The 21,062-nt window shown below is 56.2% G+C and carries 19 protein-coding genes and 1 pseudogene; 11 read left to right on the plus strand and 9 right to left on the minus strand.

Annotated features, from left to right (window positions below):
* Positions 1 to 16 precede the first annotated feature (16 nt).
* Positions 17 to 1,048, plus strand: a complete 1,032-nt coding sequence (locus PYR66_17020; protein WEF26989.1) for a methionine synthase — start codon at positions 17 to 19, stop codon at positions 1,046 to 1,048.
* Between the two features lie 142 nt (positions 1,049 to 1,190).
* Here PYR66_17020 and chrA read toward each other — a convergent pair whose 3' ends face one another.
* On the minus strand, positions 1,191 to 2,390 hold the full coding sequence (chrA, locus tag PYR66_17025) for a chromate efflux transporter (GenBank protein ID WEF26990.1): 1,200 nt from the start codon (positions 2,388 to 2,390) through the stop codon (positions 1,191 to 1,193).
* Positions 2,391 to 2,511: 121 nt separating this feature from the next.
* On the opposite strand from chrA, the gene PYR66_17030 reads away from it, so the two are divergent.
* Together PYR66_17030 and PYR66_17035 are read left to right on the plus strand one after the other, a co-directional pair.
* Complete coding sequence (locus PYR66_17030) at positions 2,512 to 3,093, plus strand: cytochrome b/b6 domain-containing protein (GenBank protein ID WEF30485.1); 582 nt, start codon at positions 2,512 to 2,514, stop codon at positions 3,091 to 3,093.
* A gap of 111 nt (positions 3,094 to 3,204) precedes the next feature.
* Positions 3,205 to 3,306 (plus strand): annotated as a pseudogene (locus tag PYR66_17035) (LysR family transcriptional regulator).
* Here the strand turns inward: PYR66_17035 and PYR66_17040 are convergent.
* Together PYR66_17040 and PYR66_17045 are read right to left on the minus strand one after the other, a co-directional pair.
* The gene (locus tag PYR66_17040) at positions 3,299 to 4,198 is read right to left on the minus strand and encodes an SGNH/GDSL hydrolase family protein (protein ID WEF26991.1); all 900 of its coding nucleotides are present in this window, start codon (positions 4,196 to 4,198) and stop codon (positions 3,299 to 3,301) included. The pseudogene PYR66_17035 and the gene PYR66_17040 overlap by 8 nt on opposite strands.
* Positions 4,199 to 4,346: 148 nt before the next feature.
* Positions 4,347 to 6,380, minus strand: coding sequence for a choline transporter (locus PYR66_17045; GenBank protein WEF26992.1), 2,034 nt, complete (start codon positions 6,378 to 6,380; stop codon positions 4,347 to 4,349).
* 128 nt (positions 6,381 to 6,508) lie between these two features.
* Between PYR66_17045 and betI the strand changes: the two genes are divergently transcribed.
* From betI to betA, 3 genes are read left to right on the plus strand one after another with little or no spacing between them, the layout of a single operon-like run.
* The gene (gene betI / locus PYR66_17050; GenBank protein ID WEF26993.1) at positions 6,509 to 7,102 is read left to right on the plus strand and encodes a transcriptional regulator BetI; all 594 of its coding nucleotides are present in this window, start codon (positions 6,509 to 6,511) and stop codon (positions 7,100 to 7,102) included.
* 11 nt (positions 7,103 to 7,113) lie between these two features.
* Entirely contained in the window at positions 7,114 to 8,586 is a 1,473-nt protein-coding gene (betB, locus tag PYR66_17055; GenBank protein ID WEF26994.1) for a betaine-aldehyde dehydrogenase, read from the plus strand.
* 14 nt (positions 8,587 to 8,600) lie between these two features.
* On the plus strand, positions 8,601 to 10,265 hold the full coding sequence (gene betA, locus PYR66_17060; GenBank protein ID WEF26995.1) for a choline dehydrogenase: 1,665 nt from the start codon (positions 8,601 to 8,603) through the stop codon (positions 10,263 to 10,265).
* Between the two features lie 136 nt (positions 10,266 to 10,401).
* On the opposite strand, the gene PYR66_17065 is transcribed toward betA, so the two are convergent.
* Positions 10,402 to 11,097 carry a GNAT family protein gene (locus tag PYR66_17065; GenBank protein ID WEF26996.1) on the minus strand — a complete coding sequence of 232 codons (696 nt, stop codon included), beginning with the start codon at positions 11,095 to 11,097 and terminating at the stop codon, positions 10,402 to 10,404.
* 136 nt (positions 11,098 to 11,233) lie between these two features.
* Between PYR66_17065 and PYR66_17070 the strand changes: the two genes are divergently transcribed.
* The gene (locus tag PYR66_17070; GenBank protein ID WEF26997.1) at positions 11,234 to 11,962 is read left to right on the plus strand and encodes a phosphodiester glycosidase family protein; all 729 of its coding nucleotides are present in this window, start codon (positions 11,234 to 11,236) and stop codon (positions 11,960 to 11,962) included.
* Positions 11,963 to 12,017: 55 nt separating this feature from the next.
* Here PYR66_17070 and PYR66_17075 read toward each other — a convergent pair whose 3' ends face one another.
* Positions 12,018 to 14,741: a cation-transporting P-type ATPase gene (locus PYR66_17075; GenBank protein WEF26998.1), complete on the minus strand. Its 2,724-nt coding sequence runs from the start codon at positions 14,739 to 14,741 to the stop codon at positions 12,018 to 12,020.
* A gap of 500 nt (positions 14,742 to 15,241) precedes the next feature.
* Here PYR66_17075 and PYR66_17080 point away from each other — a divergent pair, with 500 nt between their 5' ends.
* Positions 15,242 to 15,490: a DUF1158 domain-containing protein gene (locus PYR66_17080; protein WEF26999.1), complete on the plus strand. Its 249-nt coding sequence runs from the start codon at positions 15,242 to 15,244 to the stop codon at positions 15,488 to 15,490.
* 71 nt (positions 15,491 to 15,561) lie between these two features.
* Here PYR66_17080 and PYR66_17085 read toward each other — a convergent pair whose 3' ends face one another.
* Positions 15,562 to 15,903 (minus strand): RamA family antibiotic efflux transcriptional regulator, encoded by a 342-nt coding sequence (locus tag PYR66_17085; GenBank protein ID WEF27000.1) that lies wholly within the window; start codon positions 15,901 to 15,903, stop codon positions 15,562 to 15,564.
* Positions 15,904 to 15,935: 32 nt separating this feature from the next.
* Positions 15,936 to 17,051 carry an MBL fold metallo-hydrolase gene (locus PYR66_17090; protein ID WEF27001.1) on the minus strand — a complete coding sequence of 372 codons (1,116 nt, stop codon included), beginning with the start codon at positions 17,049 to 17,051 and terminating at the stop codon, positions 15,936 to 15,938.
* Positions 17,052 to 17,224: 173 nt separating this feature from the next.
* Between PYR66_17090 and PYR66_17095 the strand changes: the two genes are divergently transcribed.
* The 3 genes from PYR66_17095 (at position 17,225) to nfsB (ending at position 18,948) form a co-directional block, all read left to right on the plus strand.
* A complete protein-coding gene (locus PYR66_17095; GenBank protein WEF27002.1) occupies positions 17,225 to 17,806 on the plus strand; it encodes a TetR/AcrR family transcriptional regulator in 582 nt (193 codons plus the stop codon).
* Complete coding sequence (locus PYR66_17100) at positions 17,806 to 18,174, plus strand: MmcQ/YjbR family DNA-binding protein (GenBank protein ID WEF27003.1); 369 nt, start codon at positions 17,806 to 17,808, stop codon at positions 18,172 to 18,174. Before PYR66_17095 ends, PYR66_17100 begins: the two co-directional genes overlap by 1 nt.
* 120 nt (positions 18,175 to 18,294) lie before the next feature.
* A complete protein-coding gene (gene nfsB / locus PYR66_17105) occupies positions 18,295 to 18,948 on the plus strand; it encodes an oxygen-insensitive NAD(P)H nitroreductase (protein WEF27004.1) in 654 nt (217 codons plus the stop codon).
* Between the two features lie 92 nt (positions 18,949 to 19,040).
* Here nfsB and PYR66_17110 read toward each other — a convergent pair whose 3' ends face one another.
* Positions 19,041 to 20,078 (minus strand): DUF2157 domain-containing protein, encoded by a 1,038-nt coding sequence (locus PYR66_17110; protein WEF27005.1) that lies wholly within the window; start codon positions 20,076 to 20,078, stop codon positions 19,041 to 19,043.
* A 25-nt stretch (positions 20,079 to 20,103) separates the two neighbouring features.
* The gene (locus PYR66_17115) at positions 20,104 to 20,973 is read right to left on the minus strand and encodes a helix-turn-helix transcriptional regulator (GenBank protein ID WEF27006.1); all 870 of its coding nucleotides are present in this window, start codon (positions 20,971 to 20,973) and stop codon (positions 20,104 to 20,106) included.
* Positions 20,974 to 21,062: the final 89 nt, after the last annotated feature.

Raw genomic sequence — 21,062 nt, forward strand, 5'->3', positions numbered from 1 at the left:
ATTCAAGGTCACCTGTATGAAAACATTGCTCCCGACTTCCACCGCTGGCAGTTTACCGAAACCAACCTGGCTGGCGCAGCCAGAGACGCTGTGGTCTCCGTGGAAATTACAGAATGAAGAATTGGTGCTGGGAAAACGCGATGCGCTGCGTTTGTCGCTGGACGATCAGCTACGCGCGGGTATTGATATCGTCAGCGACGGCGAACAAACGCGTCAGCACTTTGTCACCACCTTTATTGAGCACCTCAGCGGCGTCGATTTTGAGAAACGCCAGACCGTTAAAATTCGTAACCGCTATGATGCCAGCGTCCCGACGGTGGTCAGCGCCGTCGAGCGTCAACAACCGGTATTTGTGGAAGATGCCAAATATTTACGTCAGCTCACCAACAAGCCGATTAAGTGGGCCCTGCCAGGGCCAATGACGATGATCGATACGCTGTATGACAACCACTATAAAAGCCGCGAAAAGCTGGCGTGGGAATTCGCCAAAATTCTCAACCAGGAAGCCCGGGAATTAGAAGCGGCCGGCGTGGATATCATCCAGTTTGATGAACCGGCGTTTAACGTCTTCTTTGATGAAGTCAATGACTGGGGGATCGCCGCGCTGGAAAAAGCGGTTGAAGGGCTGAAATGCGAAACGGCCGTGCATATCTGCTATGGCTATGGCATCAAAGCCAATACCGACTGGAAAAAAACGCTCGGCTCCGAGTGGCGCCAGTATGAAGAGGCGTTTCCGAAACTACAGACATCGTCCATCGATATCATCTCGCTGGAATGCCATAACTCACGCGTGCCAATGGACCTGCTGGAGCTGATCCGCGGTAAGAAAGTGATGGTTGGCGCGATTGATGTGGCGACCAACGCCATTGAAACGCCGGAAGAAGTCGCCAACACGCTGCGTAAAGCGCTGCAGTTCGTTGATGCCGAAAATCTCTATCCTTCAACCAACTGCGGGATGGCGCCGTTATCGCGTCAGGTCGCCAGCGGCAAGCTACATGCGTTAAGCGCAGGCGCTGACATCATCCGCCGGGAGCTGGCGGCGAAATAACAGCCGCCCGTTTGCAGTATCTCGCGATGAAGCAGGAGCCGGATATCCCCGGCTCCTGCTGCGAGTGATTCACTTCAACCTGTCGATCCCTGTCTACGATGTTGAGTCCATATTTTCTTGTCTCTCCGCACAAACGCAGCGCTCAGATTCCAATTATCCCTCCCACCACGCCGCAGCACACCACAACAAGCCAGGGCGGTAATTTCCAGGACACGAGCGCCACCAGGGCCAGCAGTGCTAAACAAAAGTCTGACGGAGTATGGATAGCGCTGGTCCAGACGGGGTCATAAAGCGCAGCCAACAGTAAACCGACCACTGCCGCATTGATACCCGACAAGGCAGCGCGGATCCGTAAGTTTCCTCGTAACCGCTCCCAAAACGGCAATGCGCCAGCCACGAGCAGAAAAGAGGGCGCAAAGATTGCCAGCAGACATAACACACCGCCCTCCCAGCCGGAAGGAGACTGACTCATCGACGCGCCAAGAAACGCGGCAAAAGTAAATAACGGACCAGGAACCGCCTGGGCGGCGCCGTAGCCCGCGAGAAAAGTGTCATTGCCGACCCAACCAGTTGGGACCACTTCCGCCTGGAGTAATGGCAGTACCACATGGCCGCCGCCAAAAACCAGCGAGCCAGTCCGGTAGAAAGCGTCCACCATCGCCAGCGTATGGCTGGGGTCAAGTACGGCGAGCAGCGGTAGCCCGGCCAGAAGCAGCAAAAAAAGCGACAGCCAGAACACGCCGACGTGAAGCCGTAACGAGACATTCAACGGTTCATGTCTTTCGTTCTGCCCCGGTTTACAGACCAAAAGCCCCACAATAGCCGAGACGCAAAGGACGCCGACCTGGCTCAGCGCAGCCGGGAAAAGAAGGAGGATACAGGCCGACACGGCCATGATGGCGACACGCGCGCGGTCCGGACACAGATGACGCGCCATCCCCCATACCGCCTGCGCAACCACCACTACGGCGACCACCTTCAGGCCATGCAGGACACCAGAAGGAACAAATTCACCGTAGCGGGACAGTCCCTGCGCAAAAAGGATAAGTAACATCGCCGAAGGTAATGTGAATCCAGCCCAGGCAGCCAAAGCCCCGGAATAGCCTGCCCGGGACAACCCCAGCGCCATGCCCACCTGGCTACTTGCCGGGCCGGGAAGAAACTGGCAGAGCGCCACCAGGTCAGAATATCCCTGCTCACTAACCCATTTACGCCGCACTACGAACTCATCGCGAAAATAACCTAAATGGGCCGTCGGCCCACCAAAGGACGTCAGGCCAAGCCGCAGAAATATCAAAAATACGGCCACAGGGGAGCGGTCAGCGCTAACGTCATGGTTCATCTCATGTTATTCCTCTGTCGACGGTATGACGCAAGATACTGGCATTGCGACGTTAAGGTTTCGTTAATTAATAAGTACGATAGTGATGAAATTAAATCCCCACAAATGAAATGGCGAGATGATGAACGAACCGTTACGCAATGCGCTCCCTCACAAAGACAGCCCCTTTTTTCGGCTGCTGCACCTCATCGTCGCCGTGCTGATCTTGCTGCAGATCGTTAACTCTAATTTTACGGACAGCGAGATACCTGGCGGCTTCACCCTGACGGGGATCGTGACATGGTTTCACATTGTCAGCGGATTCGCGCTGATTGGGCTGGGTTGCGCCATGCTGGTCTGGATGTTGACGCAACGCGGTTTTCATTATTATTTTTGCTGGCTGAAACTGGATTTTCGCGGCGTGGCTGAAGACATTAAAACGCTCATTTCGTTGCGCCTTCCCGAAGCGCATGCCGGTGGAATGGCGGCCTTGATCCAGGGGCTTGGCGTACTGGCGCTGCTGGGCGTCGCAATATGCGGCGGATGCTGGTTTGTCCTGAATACAACGCTTGGCCCGTCATCGATGCTGACGCACGATGTCTTGTCTTTGCATAAGTTTCTCACCGTATTTATTGAAACTTATTTCTGGGCCCATGGCGCCATGGGATTACTTCATATTTTCCTTACGGTGAGGGACAAACGGAAAAACCCACTCATTGAATAACGCCCGTTGCGAAGCGCTATTCCGCCGTCGTCCCCGCCGCACCGCGCGGGGCCCCTTCGTCATGGCAAGCCGGGAATAAGACGTTATCAGGGGATAATGCGCGCCGCTCTCATCTGCGCGGTCTATCCCGACGCGCGTTTTATCCTGCAAAGGGTCAGAAACATTGTTGGCGTGATCGAACGATTATTACCGGAGATAACAGGGGCTAGCTGAACGTTGGCCCCAGTAATCGATCCAACTCAGCCGCAAATTTATTCGCCATGATTTTAAAACCGTCCGGATAGGGATGAAGCTCATTCGCCCAGTCTTCGGGCTTAAAGGTACCCTGCGTTTCCACGAGGTGAAAATTATTATCCGGATCCGCCGCTAATTTTTTCAACCTATTTCGAAGCTCAGCCAATGCGTTATGCACAATTCGCGTGCCGTCCGCCAGTGACCAATGACAAAAATCCAGTGAAGGTTTTAACCATGGACCAGCACATATTGGATGGGAACCATTTGGTATAGGGAAATCATAGCAATGCCCAATGATTGGAACACCGGGAACAATGCGATCCCGAATGGTGAATAGATCAAGATAACACGCTTCAACCATCCCCAATGCCTTTGTAAACCGATCGACATTCAGCCCTGTTGATTTTCCATCATTAAAATCCAGGAAGATACAAAACGCTTCTCCGGCAATATCATTACCGCCAGCTGAAAATAGAATCGCATCAGGTTTACCGTCAATCCAGTTCGATTTGTCACTGAGTTGTTTTATCATTTCGGCTTGCCGATCTAACGACATTTCACCGACTGAAGTATCGCCAGCAACGGCTAAATTTAAGATGGTTGGCGGTACTGCGCCGAGCTTTCTGAGTTGTGCGATAATATCCGTATCGCCGGGTAGCGGGATATTACCATGCAAAGGATAGTCGAACCACGAATCCCCATTAGCAAATAAAACCAGGGGGCGTCTTGTTATCTCCCCGGTAAAATATTGTGCTCCTGAATTTGCAGAATGCAGTCTGGCAATATTTTCTTTATGAATGGCAACCCGCGCCTGAATATCCTGAGCGACGCTATCGCGAAGTTGTTTGCGTACCGCTAATTGTTTACCCATAACAACCTCTATTGAAGATGAACAACATGTCACGTTGTCTATAAACAAGGTACGCCATGCAATCATGGTGTTGGTATTTAAAGGATAACATAGGAAAACGGGGCCTGAGTATCCACGACTCAGGCCCCGCCATAGGTTAGATAGCGGCTTACATTCCCGGGAACGTCACGCTATTTCCCGGCGCTTCCCGGTGCAGATGGATAAAGTTCAGGTGCCGCTCGTACTGGTCGAGAATATCGGTAATCACCTGCTCTTTGCTGTAGTCCATCAGGTCGTTGCCCTGGCTGCCTTCCAGCAGGAAAGTCTCCAGACGGTAGTAGGTCGATTTACCGCTGCGCGCCCGGTAGGTAAAGCCCGGAATCGAGTACTGCTGCGGCCAAATCTGGTAGATAAAGTTTTGTTCGTCGCCCATATGCACCAGCAGGTCGAGATGGCCGAGGTTATCCCCCTCTTCCGGCGGCAGGCTTTTCAGCTCGACATACGCGCCGCGCAGCTTAAGTTCCTGCGCGACCTCTTCCATCGCCGGGAAGCACACCGTCTCCATCATCTGGCGGGTATAGCGCGTACCGGGATAGTTCATCAGCCGCGACAGGCGCTTCTTCCAGCTCAGGCGATCCTGCACGCCCAACGGACGCGGCGCGGTGTCGCGGTTAGCGCTTTCACGTCGATAGTCTTCTATCTTCAAAGACTTATACAATCCCGCCATCACGAAGAAGATCACAAAGCTAAACGGCAGCCCCATAATCACCGTCGCGTTCTGCAGCGCGGAAATACCGTTGGTCATCAGCATGCCGAGGGTCAACAGACCAATCACCACCGACCAGAAGATCCGCAGCCAGTTCGGCGCATCGCTGTTGATATCCTTCAGTTTCGAGGTGAAATTACCCAGCACCAACGCCCCGGAATCCGCCGATGTGACGTAAAACAGCAGGCCGGTAATGGTGGCGACTGAGGCGCTAAAGGTAAACGCCGGGTACTGCGCCAACAGGTTATAGAACCCGCGCTCCGGGTGAGCGATCGCCTCGGCGGCAAACGCAGCGTTGCCGTGGATGATTTCGTACAGCGCGCTATTACCGAATACCGACAGCCACAGCAGCGTAAAGGTGAACGGAATAATCAGCGTGCCGACGACGAACTGACGGATAGTGCGCCCGCGCGAAATACGCGCCAGGAACAAGCCGACAAACGGCGACCACGCCACCCACCATGCCCAGAAGAACAGCGTCCAGTTGTTCATCCACTCCACCGGACGGTCGAAGGCGAAGCTGTTCAGCGTCATCCCCATAAATCGGTTGACGTAATCCCCGACGTTCAGCACCAGCGCATTAAGCAGAAACTCGGTGTCGCCCATGAACAGGATGAATAAGATCAGCCCCAGCGCCAGCACCACGTTCAGCTCGGAAAGAATACGAATGCCCTTATCCACACCGGAAGTCACCGAAATGGTGGCGATAACCACCGACAACACAATCAGCGCTGCTTTGGCGCCCAATGAATCGGGGATATGGAACAGCACGCTCAGGCCGTAATTGAGCTGCACCACGCCGATACCAAGCGTAGTAGCGATACCAAAAATGGTACCGATGACCGCGGCGATATCGACACTGTGGCCGATGGGGCCGTTAATCTTTTTACCGAAGATAGGATAGAGCGCGGAGCGGATAGTGAGGGGTAAATTATAACGATAACTAAAGTATCCCAACGCCATCCCCATCAGGGCATACATCGACCAGCCGGTGAGACCGTAGTGGAATAGCGTCCAGACCATCGCCTGGCGCGCCGCCTCCATGGTCTGCCCCGCGCCTTCCGGCGGCTGCATGTATTGCGTCACCGGTTCAGCCACGGAGAAGAACATCAGGTCGATACCAATACCAGCGGCAAACAGCATCGCCGCCCAACTCAGTACGCTAAACTCTGGTTTCGAGTGTTCCGGCCCCAGCTTCACCGAACCGAAGCGCGAGCAGGCAATACAGACAACGAACACAATATACAGCGTCGCGGCAAGTAGATAATACCAGCCGAATGTTTTGGAAACCCAGTTCAGGGTACGGCCAATCCAGGCCGCGGAAAAATCGCTGAAGAAGATAGTCATCAGGGAAAACAACAAAATCAGTCCTGCGGAAGTGTAAAAAACCACCGGATTGATTTTGTCCTTTTCTCTGCTCGGCGAAAGGTCTGTCATCCATTCTCCTTACATTTATTGCAACTATTAAAAAGCAAATCGGCAACAATTAAGACACATTTTATATTGAACGTCCAATCAAAAACCGCTTTAATAGTTAAACAAATCTGATGGATGGAGTCTGAGAAATGCCAAAACTGGGGATGCAGTCGATACGTCGGCGGCAGCTGATTGACGCTACGCTGGCGGCGATTAATGAGGTCGGCATGCACGACGCCACGATCGCGCAGATCGCCCGTCGGGCGGGTGTATCGACAGGCATCATCAGCCACTATTTCAAGGACAAGAACGGCCTGCTGGAAGCAACGATGCGCGACATCACCGGCCAGTTGCGCCATGCGGTATTGCAACGATTGCGAGCGCTGCCCGGCGCCAGCGCGGAGCAGCGCTTACGGGCGATTGTCGCCGGCAACTTCGACGACAGCCAGATAAGCGGCGCGGCAATGAAGGCCTGGCTCGCCTTCTGGGCCAGCAGCATGCATCAACCTATGCTCTATCGCCTGCAACAGGTCAGCAGCAAACGGCTGATGTCGAACATCGTCTACGAATTTCACCGCCAGCTGCCGCGCGAACAGGCGCAAGAGGCGGGCTACGGCCTGGCGGCGCTGATCGACGGACTCTGGCTGCGCGCGGCGCTGAGCGGCAAACCGCTCGACAAAGCGCGCGCTGAAACGCTCGCCGACCATTTCATCAGCCAGTACCTGCCATCGACTTCTCAATAATGGAGGAAACCATGTCCCGAATGGCCGAACAGCAACTTTATATTCACGGCAAGTTTGTCGCCGCCACCAGCGGTAAAACTTTCGAGACCATCAACCCTGCCACTGGGGAAGTGCTGGCGACAGTACAGGCAGCCGGGCGCGACGACGTCGACCGCGCGGTAAAAAGCGCCCAACAGGGGCAAAAAGTGTGGGCGGCGATGGGCGCGATGGAACGTTCGCGCATCCTGCGCAAAGCGGTGGATATCCTGCGCGAACGCAACGATGAGCTGGCGCGCCTGGAGACGCTTGATACCGGTAAACCGCTGAGCGAAACCGCCGCCGTCGATATCGTTACCGGTGCTGACGTACTGGAGTACTACGCCGGATTGATCCCGGCGCTGGAAGGCAGCCAGATCCCGCTGCGCGAAAGTTCGTTCGTTTATACCCGCCGCGAACCGCTGGGCGTCGTCGCCGGTATCGGCGCCTGGAACTACCCGATCCAGATAGCCCTGTGGAAATCAGCACCGGCGCTGGCTGCAGGCAACGCGATGATCTTTAAGCCGAGTGAAGTCACTCCGCTCACCGCCCTGAAGCTGGCGGAAATCTACCGTGAAGCGGGCCTACCGGACGGGGTCTTCAACGTCCTGCCAGGGATCGGTGCCGAAACCGGCCAGTATCTGACCGAGCACCCGGATATCGCCAAAATCTCCTTCACCGGCGGCGTCGCCAGCGGTAAAAAAGTGATGGCGAACTCCGCCGCCTCGTCGCTAAAGGACGTCACCATGGAGCTTGGCGGTAAATCGCCGCTGATTATCGCTGACGATGCCAACCTCGACCTCGCTGCCGATATTGCCATGATGGCCAACTTCTACAGTTCCGGTCAGGTATGTACCAACGGCACTCGTGTCTTCGTACCGGCGAAATTTAAGGCCGAGTTTGAGCAGAAAATCGTTGAACGCGTGGGCCGTATCCGCGCAGGTGATCTGTTCGATGACAGCACCAACTTCGGCCCGCTGGTCAGCTTCCCACACCGCCAAAACGTACTGCGTTATATCGAGAGCGGTAAAAATGAAGGCGCGCGCCTGTTGTGCGGCGGCGATGTGCTAAAAGGCGAAGGCTTCGATAACGGTGCGTGGGTCGCCCCGACCGTCTTCACCGACTGTACGGACGAGATGACCATTGTGCGCGAAGAGATCTTCGGGCCAGTGATGTCGATCCTTAGCTACGACGACGAGGCCGAAGTAATTCGCCGCGCCAACGCCACCGAATACGGCCTCGCCGCTGGCATCGTAACACCGGACCTGAACCGCGCCCATCGCATTATCCACCAGCTGGAAGCCGGGATCTGCTGGATCAACAGCTGGGGCGAATCCCCGGCGGAAATGCCGGTCGGCGGCTATAAACACTCCGGCATTGGCCGCGAGAACGGCGTTATGACGCTACAGAACTACACCCAAGTGAAATCCATCCAGGTTGAGATGGGTCAGTTTCAATCCATATTTTAACCAGGAGGTCATTTTTGCAGTTTGACTACATCATTATTGGCGCCGGCTCCGCCGGCAATGTCCTTGCGACGCGTTTAACGGAAGATGCCGACACTACCGTCCTGCTGCTGGAAGCGGGCGGCCCGGATTACCGTTTTGACTTCCGCACCCAGATGCCTGCCGCGCTGGCTTTCCCGCTGCAGGGCAAACGCTATAACTGGGCCTACGAGACCGAGCCAGAACCGCATATGAACCATCGCCGTATGGAGTGCGGACGCGGTAAAGGGCTGGGCGGATCTTCGCTCATTAACGGCATGTGCTATATCCGCGGCAACGCCATGGACCTCGATAACTGGGCCGCCGCGCCGGGACTGGAGCACTGGAGCTACCTCGACTGTCTGCCCTACTATCGTAAAGCGGAAACCCGCGATATCGGTCCCAACGATTATCACGGCGGCGACGGCCCGGTGAGCGTCGCCACGCCGAAGCAGAACAACAATCCGCTGTTCCATGCAATGGTAGAGGCTGGCGTACAGGCGGGCTATCCGCGCACCGACGATCTCAACGGCTATCAACAGGAAGGTTTCGGCCCAATGGACCGTACCGTGACGCCGCAGGGGCGTCGCGCCAGCACCGCGCGCGGTTACCTCGATCAGGCGCGCGGTCGCCCGAATTTGACTATCCGCACCCACGCCATGACCGATCATATTATTTTTGACGGCAAACGAGCCATTGGCGTCGAGTGGCTGGAAGGCGACAGCAGCGCGCCGTCGAAAGCGACGGCCAGGAAAGAAGTACTGCTGTGCGCGGGGGCGATTGCCTCGCCGCAGATCCTGCAACGTTCCGGCGTCGGCAATCCGGAACTCTTACGCCAGTTTGCTATTCCGCTGGTTCACGCCCTGCCCGGCGTCGGTGAAAACCTGCAGGACCATCTCGAAATGTATCTGCAGTATGAATGCAAAGAACCAGTGTCGCTGTATCCGGCTCTGCAGTGGTGGAATCAGCCGAAAATCGGCGCGGAGTGGCTGTTCGGCGGTACCGGCATCGGCGCCAGCAACCAGTTTGAAGCAGGCGGCTTTATCCGCAGCCGTGCAGAGTTTAGCTGGCCGAACATTCAATACCACTTCCTGCCGGTAGCGATTAACTACAACGGCTCCAACGCGGTCAAAGAGCACGGTTTCCAGTGCCACGTCGGTTCGATGCGCTCGCCGAGCCGCGGACACGTGCGCCTGAAGTCGCGCGATCCGCACGATCACCCGGCAATCCTGTTCAACTATATGTCACATGAGCAGGACTGGCAGGAGTTCCGCGACGCCATTCGCATCACCCGCGAGATCATGAATCAGCCGGCGCTGGATAAGTATCGCGGCCGCGAGATTAGCCCGGGTATCGAGTGCCAGAGCGATGCCGAGCTGGATGAATTCGTCCGTAACCATGCCGAAACCGCGTTCCACCCATGCGGGACCTGTAAGATGGGTTACGACGAGATGGCCGTGGTCGACGGCGAGGGTCGCGTCCACGGGCTGGAAGGGTTACGGGTGGTCGATGCGTCGATTATGCCGCAGATTATCACCGGCAACCTGAACGCCACCACCATCATGATTGGCGAGAAGATGGCTGATGCCATTCGCGGCCATCAGCCGCTGCCACGCAGCACCGCGGCGTATTATGTCGCTGGCGACGCGCCGGTTCGCCGCTAAACGAGCAGGTCCCCGGATTGCGCGGCGCTTATCCGGGCTACAAATCGGTTCGTGCGGGCGCGCTCGCACGAACCGTAGGCCGGGTAAGGCGTTAGCCGCCCCCCCGGCAAAAACGGCACAGATGGTAGATAGGGAATCAACGAAACGCTTCCAACCGCTTGATCTGCCGCCCTTCGGCATCAAAGTTGTCTTCCGCCAGCCACGCCCGCAGCGCCGTATCCCGCTCGGTCCATTCGCCATCAATAATCGACAAAATATCGCTATCGCGGGTACGCCCTTTGCGCACCAGCTTCTGCCGCAGCCTCCCTTCCCAGGTAAAACCCAGACGTTCCGCAGCACGACGGGACTCCACGTTCATGGAATCACATTTCCACTCCAGCCGACGATAACCACAATCAAAGCCGTTTTGCAGCAAAAGCCACACGGCCTCGGTACCGAGCGGCGTCTGTTTCATGCTTCTCGACCAGGTAACGTGGCCGATCTCCACCGACCCCATCGCCCGCTCGATAGCCAGATAGCTGACAATACCGACCGCCCGCTCCGCCTGCCGGTCGATCACCGCGTAGGGTACCAGTTGCTCATCATTCACTTTGCCAGCGACCCAGTGCGCGGTTGCCTCAACGCTAGTCGGGCGCGTGCTGGCAAGCCAGGTCCAGTCGCTGTCATCGCCCTGGGCGTAGGCGGCAAAAAGATCGGCGGCATGGCGCCTGACATCCAGTGGTTCCAGACGGCAGAAACGGCCATCCAGCGCCGCGCGTTTGAGGAGTTGGGCACCCTGCCAACCGGGAACACTGTCATTAACGATTTGACCAAATGGGTTGATTTCCGGCATGGCGACGCCTCCTGTTAGGGTAATCAACTGGTTATAGCAAGAAGCGTAGCGGCTCGCCAGTGAAGGACATGAGATTTGGGCGGCATAAGGACGCGAAACGGGTATACTCGGCGCAGGATATTTAAAAGGATTGTTCATGTTATTACGCCGTCTTATTCCCCTGACGCTACTGCCCTTCACCGCCGTTGCCAGCGCGGCCTGTACACTCACCGATCCATCGCTGACGCTGCAAAGTTATACGGTCAATCCGCAGAAAGAGCGCATCGTGATGTACTGGCAAAATAAAGACGGTAAAGCCTGGGGATCCCTGCGCTCGCTATTGTCGGATATCAACAAAAACGACAGCGTGCAAATGGCGATGAATGGCGGTATTTACGATAAAGCCCATGAGCCGCTGGGACTGTATATCGAAAACGGCGAACAGCTGGCGCCGCTCAACCGAGCCTCTGGCGGCGGCAACTTTTTCATTCGCCCCGGCGGCGTGTTCTGGCTGAAAGGCCAGCAGGCCGGGGTGACGAGCATCAATAAATTCAAACCATCGCCTGCGATGAGCTACGCGGTACAATCCGGGCCGATGCTTATCGAGAACGGCGCCATCAACTGGCGGCTGAAACCCTCCGCCAGTTCACGCAAGCTGCGTAACGGCGTTGGTATTGATAAACAAGGACGGGTGGTGTTTATGCTCAGCGAGCGCGAAACGAATTTCTATGATTTCGCCTGTTATGCCCACTCAAAACTCAACGTGCGCCAGATGCTGTACCTCGACGGCACCATCTCAAAAATGTATCAAAAAGGCGGCGGCGTGCCGTGGCAGTACCATTCCTTCGTCACCATGATAACCGTAGAAAGTAAAAAAAACGGTTAGACACAACGCCAGCCGGGACGGCGCCCGCTCCATCCTGGAGGGGCGCCGGGCGGTATCAGGCAGGTTTACGGAAACGACGAGTCAGACGCTTCTCAACTTCGACCACCAGGAACATCGCTACGCCAATCACCAGGGTGACGAACCAGTAACGCAGCGGCAGCGCTTCGGTACCGAACATGTTCTGCATCAGCGGCACATAGATAATGACCAGCTGCATCAGCAGCAGAACGCCGGTAACCAGCCAGATGCCTTTGTTGCGCAGCAGGCCTATGTTCAGGGAGAAGCTGTCGCTGCTGCGGCAGTTAATCATGTACACCCACTGCGCGGTCACCAGCATCTGCAACAGCACGGTACGGATGAACTCGGCGCTGTGGCCGCGCGGCGCCAACCAGGCCTCAAGGATAAAGGCGGCAACGGCAATCATCGAGCCGACGAAAGCGACACGCCAGACGGCGAAGGCATCCATGACGTGCTGGCCGGTCTTACGCGGCGGACGATTCATCACGTTGCGCTCGGCGGCTTCAAAGGCAAGGCCGAAGGAGAGCGTGGCGGAGGTCGCCATGTTCATCCACAAAATCAGCACCGGCGTCAGCGGAATAATATTGCCCGCCAACAGCGCGATGATGATCAACAACCCTTGCGCGAGGTTGGTCGGCATGATGAACAGAATGGTCTTCTTCAGATTGTCATAGACGCGACGTCCTTCTTTCACCGAACTGGCAATGGTGGCGAAGTTGTCATCGGTGAGCACCATATCGGCGGCCTCTTTGGTCACCTCGGTCCCTTTAATCCCCATCGCGATGCCAACGTCGGCCTGGCGTAGCGCCGGAGCGTCGTTAACACCGTCGCCGGTCATCCCGACCACTTCGCCGCTATCCTGCAACGCCTTCACCAGACGCAGTTTATGCTCCGGGCTGGTGCGGGCGAAGATATCAAACTCCACCGCCGCCTTCGCCAGCTCAGCCTCATCCATGTGCTCCAGCTGATAGCCGGTCATCGCCTGGCTGCTGTTGGTGATCCCCAACATCTGGCCAATGCTCATCGCCGTCTGCGGATGGTCGCCGGTGATCATCTTCACGCGGATCCCGGCAGTCTGACAGGCGTGGATGGCGTCAATCGCTTCCGGACGCGGCGGATCCATCATTCCGGCGATGCCGAGGAACACCAGGCCCTCGCGCAGATCGTCGTGGTTCAAGGTGGTGCTGCCAGCGGTTGCCGGTTTGCAGGCGGCGGCAACCATGCGCAGCCCCTGACGGGCAAAGCGCGCCATCTCGTCTTCCCAGTACTGACGCGCAAACGGCATCGCCCCCTGCTTACTCATCTGCTGGCCGCACATGGCGAAGATGACATCCGGCGCGCCGGTGATTAGCACCTGCTCCTCATCGCCAATCTGCTGATGAGTGGCCATGTATTTGTACTGTGAGTCGAACGGAATTTTCGCCACTAGCCGCGTGGCAACCGGCGCTAGCTGGGCTTTCGCCGCCAACACCTTCAGCGCCCCTTCGGTCGGGCCGCCGGTGATACCCCACAGACCGCGCTCGTCCTGAATCATCTGACTGTCGTTGCACAGGTCGATGGCGCGCAGGTAGGTTTCCAGCACGCTGCCCGGCTGGATAACCACCGGCTCGTCGCTACCTTCCAGGCAAATGCGCCCCTGCGGCTCGTAGCTGTCGCCTTCAACGCGGTAGCAGCAGTCAGCGGTGATGATCGCTTTAACCGTCATCTCGTTCATGGTCAGGGTGCCGGTTTTATCCGAGCACACTACCGTCATCGCCCCGAGGGTCTCCACCGTCGGCAGCTTACGAATAATCGCTCGCTTACGCGCCATCGCCTGTACGCCAAGCGACAGAATAATCGAAATAATCGCCGGCAGGCCTTCCGGCACCGCCGCCACCGCGAGGCTAATCAGCGACAGCAGCAACTCACCCAGCGGGATATCACGCAACGCAAGGCTGAAAAAGAACAGCGCCACCATCATCGCGAGAATAATGGCGAAAATCGCTTTCCCCAGTTTATCCATCTGCACCAGCAGCGGAGTACGGTGCTTTTCGATCCCTGCCATCATCTGGTTAATGTGGCCAAGCTCGGTTTCTTTACCGGTGGCGGTAACCACGCCAACACCGCCGCCGGCGCTGATGGTGGTACCGGAGAAGACCATATTGATACGATCGCCCAGCGGCAGTTCCCCCTCAAGCGCCGCAGTGGTTTTATCCACTACCGTCGATTCACCGGTGAGAATAGCCTCTTCCACCCGCAGGTTGTGGGTTTCAATCAGACGCATATCCGCCGGTACACGGTCGCCCGCGCGCAGAATAACGATATCGCCCGGTACCAGGTCGCGGGTAGGGATAGTGTCATGCTTGCCATTACGCTGCACACGGGCATCGCTGGAGAGCATGTTGCGGATCCCCTGCAAGGATTTTTCAGCATTGCTCTCCTGGATGTGGCCAATCAGCGCGTTAATGACGGTCACGCCGAGGATAACCAGGGTATCGACCCAGTGCCCCATCACCGCCGTGAGCGCGGCGGCGGCCAGCAGAACGTAAATCAGGACATCATTGAAGTGGGCAAGAAAACGCAGCCAGGCCGGTTTGCCTTTCTTTTCCGGCAAGGCATTGGGGCCGTATGCTTTCAGGCGTCCGGCGGCTTCAGCGGAGCTGAGACCATCGACATAGCTCTTTTTTTGCGCCAGTACCGCCTCGACTGTCTGCTGATAGGCCTGGCGCGGCGCAGCGTCGCCCGAGGGGGTGACGTTGTGGGGATGAATCATTTTGGTCAAAATAAAGTTTCCTTCTAAATTCCGTGAATCGGAAAGCCTGAAATCATTTCTGGCCAATGAGGTAATATTTTTGCGAGCGACCTAAAAATTATTCCACAACAGTATTTATTTGCTCGCAAATTAAAAAATACATGGTAAGTTAATTCTTCAAAACAAATATTACAGAGCGTTTCTAAACCATTTTTAAACGAGGTGTAACATGTTTGGAATCTATCGCGGACGCCGTCTGGCGCTGTACATCGCGCTGGCAATCATTATCGCTACGATTGTGGGATATAGCACCTATTCTTTTGTAAAAGCGCTGGGCTAATAATGACGTTAATTTACATTGCGATGTAATTAACTTAATCACAAAAATCGCCAGATAAATTAACAGTAATAGATTGAGAAACGGCGCTGGATATAATACAGATTACGTAAAATAACCGTAAGATAAAGAATATTGCGTTAACGGTCTTTTTACCGGACAATATGTTTTTTAACTGGCGATTAACAATATAATGAAACACCCGCTCGAAACACTATTATCCGCCGCCGGCATTTTGTTGTTGGCCCTGCTCTCCTGCTTGTTACTGCCGGCGCCCTCGCTTGGCCTGACGCTGGCGCAAAAGCTGGTGACCTTATTCCACCTGATGGACCTCAACCAGCTGTACACGCTGATTTTCTGCCTGTGGTTCCTGATGTTAGGCGTGATCGAGTATCTGGTACTGCGCTGGGTATGGCGCCGCTGGTTCTCGCTGGAAGGTTAATCGCATTCCGCTGTCGGGTAAAAAGGGTAAAAAAAAGCCCGCCGAAGAGGCGGACTTGATGCAGCCAGCGCTTAGTGCGCACGGCTGTGGTTCTCTTTCCGATAGGCGCCCGGCGGCTGATTAAAGGTACGGGTAAAGATGCGAGTAAAGGTCTGCTGTGAATCAAAACCATATTTCAGGCAGATATCATAGACCCGCTGGTCGGTATCACGCAGATCGCGCGCCGCCAGCAGCAGCTTACGCTCGCGAATGTAGCGCCCGAGACTCTCCCCTTTGTACTGTAAAAACAGCCGTTGCAGATGCCATTTCGAGTAACCGGCATGGCGTGCAATATCATCAATGCGCAGTGGTTGATGCAGATTGTCATCAATCCATTCCACGATAGTCTCAATCACCTGAGCGGATATAGTCATATCTCCTCTCTCCTCCTGAACCACTCTGGCGGCTAGCGCCACCAGGCGTTAAATGACTGTGTCTTATCAGCGACCCACACCGGTTCGCCCAGCATTGGCGTCAGTAAACGCCACTCCCGCCCTTCACTGGCTGCCGCCAGCCGCTGGTACGGATCGTCCCAGCTGTGTTTTGCCAGCACAAAGCGTCCGGCGTGCCCCGGTAATACCGACCGGGCGCGTAAATCATCAGCGGCCTGCGCCGTTTCATTCGGCATCATGTGGATGTACTTCCAGTCCTGGTCATACTGACCGTTTTCCATGATCGCCAGATCGATAGCGCCGAACTGGTCGCCAATCGCCTTAAAGTGCGGGCCGTAACCGCTATCGCCGCTGTAGTAAATCTTTTGCTGCGGGGTGACGAACATAAAGCTGGCCCACAGCGTCTGGTTGCGTTTCAGCCCGCGGCCGGAGAAATGGCGGGCGGGCAGCGCGTGTATGGTCAACTCATCGCTAATTTTTACCGTCTGATTCCAGTCCACTTCATCGATAAGCGCAGCGTCCATTCCCCAGTAGCGCAGGTGCGAACCCACGCCCAACGGCGTCACCACACATTTGATTTTCGGCATCAGCGCTTTGATGGTGGCGTAGTCGAGATGGTCGTAGTGATCGTGGGAGATGATCAGCACATCGATCTCCGGCATCCGCTGCGCGCTCCACGGATAGTCGCCCGGAAAAGCTTTATTGATGAAAGAGAACGGCGCCGCGTAGTCGCTGAACACCGGGTCGATCAGGATGCGTTTACCCGCCAGTTGCAGATACCACGAGGAATGGCCCAGCCACACCATCGCGTCCTGGCCAATCGGCAGGCTGGCAAGATCGGTGTTCACCAGCGGCAGCGGCTGCTGCGGACGGGCATTTTCCCGTTTGGTCACCAGAAAGTCCCACCACGCGGCCAGCATATTTTTCTGCCCGGTAAATCCCGGCGTCGGCAGCTGGTTGTGGAACTGGCCGTCGCGGTAGTTCGGCGACTGTTCGACGAGGCTCAACTGCGCCCCCTGCGGCGCTTTGCCAAAACCGGCATTAAGGACAAACGGTAATGTCGTTGTTGCTGCTAATAACATAATGGCGACCACGCTAAAGGTGACACTGTTCATATCCTGACCAGACAAAAGCCCCGTCCCGGAGGCTTTATGATATAACTTGATTATGAGTGAGTAAGCACTCATTATTAGGAAGGAGTAGAAAATCGTCAAGACTATTTTCAATTTTTGACATCCGCCGTTGCAGTCGCGCGGTCCGGCATGGTTAGATCGGCGTTTAACTTTCAGCGAGGTAAAATGTAGTGGCTCGTCCTAAGAGTGAAGATAAAAAGCAAGCGTTACTGGAAGCCGCCACGGCCGCTTTCGCCCAGTCCGGCATTGCCGCTTCAACGTCGGCGATAGCCCGCAGCGCAGGGGTTGCCGAGGGGACGCTGTTTCGCTATTTCGCCACCAAGGATGAGTTGCTTAACGAACTGTACCTCGCTATCAAACTGCGCTTAGTACAAACCATGATCGACGGGCTGAATCCTGACGAAAGGCGCCCAAAAGAGAACGCGCGCAATATCTGGAACAGCTATATCGATTGGGGAGTACGCAACCCTATTGAACACCGTGCCATTCGCCGTATGTCGCTGAGCGAGCGTATTACCGAGGAGACCCGCGCTCGGGTGAAAGAGAGCTTTCCGGAGCTTAATGAGATGTGTCAGCTATCGGTGAAGCAGATTTTCCTTAGCGATGCCTACCGCGCTTTCGGCGACGCCCTGTTCCTGTCGCTGGCCGAGACCACTATCGAGTTCGCCAGCCACGATCCGCAGCGCGCCCGCGACCTGATCGCACTGGGTTTTGAAGCCATGTGGAACGCCCTCCACGAGGATATCGCTTGATGGATAGCGTCGCCCTGCATCGTCACGCGTGCCGTATTGCGCTGACCTATCCTTTCACCGAGCACTGTTGGCCATTCGGCCCGGAGTACGACGTATTTAAGGTGGGCGGGCGTATTTTTATGCTGACCATGACCATTCGCGGGCGGGCGATGGTGAACCTGAAGGCCGATCCGCAAAAATCGCTGCTTAATCAGGAAATTTATCGCAGCATTGAGCCTGGTTACCACATGAATAAAAAACACTGGATCACCGTGGTGCCAGGCGACGATATCAGCGCGGATTTGCTGGCTGAGCTTATTGATGACTCCTGGAATGAGGTGGTCAACAAGCTGGCGAAAAAAGATCAGCGCCGACTGCGCCCCGGCTGATTTTCACTAAAATGCGATAAGTGTTATCGCATTTTTCACCCTTATCATTTCCCGCGCATCGCTGTACTCTTCCTCCCACGAAATGTGCCCGTAAGGGGCTGAAAATTGTGAGGAAGAGTCATGGATATCATCTCAGTTGCCTTAAAACGTTATTCCACTAAGGCCTTTGATCCGGCGAAAAAGCTGACGACAGAACAGGCGGAAAACCTGAAAACGCTGCTGCAGTACAGCCCGTCGAGCACCAATTCCCAACCGTGGCACTTTATCGTCGCCAGCACGGATGAAGGGAAAGCCCGCATCGCGAAAGCGGCCAGCGGCACCTACGTGTTCAACGAGCGTAAAATCCTCGACGCTTCCCATGTTGTCGTCTTCTGTGCAAAAACCGCGATGGACGATGCCTGGCTGGAAAAAGTGGTCAATCAGGAAGATGCCGATGGCCGTTTCGCCACCCCGGAAGCAAAAGCCGGTAACCACAAGGGCCGTACCTTCTTTGCCGATATGCACCGTAAAGAGCTGAAGGATGACGATCAGTGGATGGCGAAACAGGTTTACCTGAACGTGGGCAACTTCCTGCTCGGCGTCGCGGCGATGGGTCTGGATGCCGTGCCGATTGAAGGCGTCGATTTCGCCATCCTTGATGAAGAATTCGGTCTGCAGGCGCAGGGTTACACCAGCCTCGTGGTGGTCCCGGTCGGCCACCACAGCGTGGAAGACTTCAACGCCGCTCTGCCAAAATCGCGCCTGCCGCAGTCCACCACCATCACCGAGATCTAATCTCCGCGCGCCGCCCTCCCCGGATGGCGGCGCCTTGCGCCTTATCCGGGCTACGGTCCGGCACTCAGTTGGTAGCCAGTCACCGGGGAGGGTTACTTTTTCTCCCCCTCGCCGGCGTGCCAGATCCGCTCGGCGTAGCGGCCAATCATCGCCAGCGAGGCGGCAAGGATCAAGAAGAATACGACCTTGTGCAGGCTATACCAGAAGAACTCGAAAAAGCGGGTGTAGAGGTTAATGGCCAGGAAAGTCAGGCCAAAACCGCGCAGCATGCCGTCATCGGTTTTCAGGCTGATATAAATACAGACAACCGCTGCCACGGCAAACAGCAAGGCCCACGGCAACAACCGCGCCTGGCTCACGCCGTACCAGCCATCGGTATCATAATTGCCGAAAATCGACAGGATCCACAGGGCGACAAACAGATATGTCAGCCCCATCGCCTTGCTGACGGTAAACAGCTGCCGTTGACGTAACAGCGTCTGCAGCGTGAAACACAACGCCAGCAGCGCGCCGCCGAACAGCACGAAGCGAATTGGGAAGCTCATACCCAACCAGTAAGCCCCCCACCCCGACATATAACCGGTTTCCGCGCCAAACCAGTTACCCAGCGCCAGCAGGAAGAACAGCCACACCAGCCCGGAACGGGCGACATAGCCAATCACGCCGTAAATCGCGCAGCCGATCAGGATCAGCGGCGCCACGTGACCGCTGCCATCATCCAGTCGGTCTCCCAACTGCCATAAAGCGATGGCGGTACAGACCACGCCGAGGAATAAAATCGCCTCAGTACTGTAGTGCCACTGCGACTCGCGCCGTTGACGGCGGAATCCCCAAAAATAGAAAGCTATCGCCAGCAGCGTCGGCAGGATAATCCGCGCGACGGCGGAGTCGCTGAACAGATTGATTATCGCCTCAATCAGTTCGGCATCAGCGAACAGGCTGCCCAGCGCAATCAGTACGCAGGCAATCGCCGTCCAGAAAGCGTAGCGGCTCAGGCGCTGCCAGTCGAAAGCGCGGATACGCAGCGAGTCCGACAGGCGCTGTCCGTCGAGACTGCTCAACGCCCCCTCCTGCTGCCAGTGGTCGATAGCGCGTTGAATAATACGCTGCTGTTTACGGGTGACGTTCATAGGCGTTCCTTGTCGCGTTGAGGGCTTAGCCCTGTTTGTCCAGCCAGGCCAGCGCCTGTTCTCCGGCTTCATCCAGCGGTAAATAGACCAGCAGTCGCGAACCGTTGCGCGGCGCGGAGTACCAGTACATCTGCTGTAAACTAAAGCGCCCGAGTTGAGGATGGTTAAAGTTTTTCACCTGATTCTCGACGCCGCGGACTTCGTAGCGTTGGTGCCACAATGCCTCGAACTCCGCTGAAGCGGCGAAAAAGCGCGCTAGCTTGTCTTCCCACTGCGGCGAGCCGCGATGCTCCGCCATCGCCGCACGGAAATAGGAGACGAAAGTCGGCAGCACGTCGCGATTTTCAATACGGCTGCGCCAGGCCTCACAGGTGAGATAAAGATAGATGCAGTTGCGGTCTTCTTCCGCCATGGCGGCAAAATCGACGCCCATCAGACGGCAAAAGCTATCGTTCCAGGCGACGATATCAAAATTCGCTTTCTGAATACTGGCGGGCTGCGGCGCCAGGCTATCGAGCATACGCCGGGCGCCGGGGCTGATCCCCTCGCAGACCGTGGCCTGCGTATTCTCCGGCGGCGTTAACCCAGCCAGCACGAACAGATGCCGGGTCTCCAGCGGGCTACACTGGAGCGCGCTGGCCACGCCGTTCAATACCGCCGCTGACGGATTCACTTCCCGCCCCTGCTCAAGCCAGGTGTACCAGGTGACGCCGACATCCGCCAGCATCGCCACTTCCTCGCGGCGTAGACCCGGCGTCCGGCGCCGTCCGACACGCGGCAAGCCAAGACGCTGTGGGTCAAGGCTTTCACGGCGGGCGCGCAAAAACGCCCCCAACTGTTTGCGGTTATCATCGGGCGCGAGGGTTAGCGCTTCGCGTTGCAGCATCACCGTCATATTTTCTCCAGCATGGTAGTACCAATACCAGTATAGACAGGAACTGGTACCCGTTTAATTAATCGGTGATGCTACGACCATCCGCTGAA

Origin of the sequence: Klebsiella aerogenes, from assembly GCA_029027985.1 — a bacterium.
GTDB lineage: Bacteria > Pseudomonadota > Gammaproteobacteria > Enterobacterales > Enterobacteriaceae > Klebsiella > Klebsiella aerogenes_A.